The 561-nt window shown below is 67.0% G+C and carries 1 protein-coding gene; it reads left to right on the forward strand.

All coding sequences use genetic code 11. The annotated features are described in order from the left end of the window. Positions 1-561 (forward strand): response regulator (locus ACU8YC_RS25895; protein ID WP_446896096.1); only part of this gene is annotated, 561 nt, incomplete at both ends.

Consider the following 561-nt stretch of genomic DNA (forward strand, 5'->3'; position numbering starts at 1 on the left):
AAGCCAACGAAGGCGAAAAGATCCTTATCGTCGATGACGATGCCCGTCTGCGGCGTCTGCTCGAGCGCTTTCTCGACGAGCAGGGCTACCGCGTCCGTACCGTGGAAAACACCGAGCAGATGGACCGCCTGCTCAGTCGCGAGCTGTTTCAGCTGGTGGTGCTGGACCTGATGATGCCGGGCGAGGACGGGCTGTCCGCCTGCCGCCGGCTGCGTGAGGCGAACAACCAGATCCCGATCATCATGCTCACCGCCAAGGGCGACGAGGCCAGCCGCATCCAGGGCCTGGAGCAGGGCGCCGACGACTACCTGGCCAAGCCGTTCAACCCTCGCGAGCTGCTCGCGCGCATCCGTGCGGTGCTGCGCCGGCAGGCGCCGCAGGTGCCCGGTGCCCCGGCCAGCGAGGACGAGACCGTCACCTTCGGCGAATACGAGCTGTCGCTGGCGACCCGCGAGCTGAAGAAGGGCAACGAGGTGCACATGCTCACCACCGGTGAGTTCGCGGTGCTCAAGGCGCTGGTGCAGCACGCCCGCGAGCCGCTGACCCGGGACAAGCTGATGA

The sequence above is a fragment of the Citrobacter sp. VF227 genome (assembly GCF_052950715.1).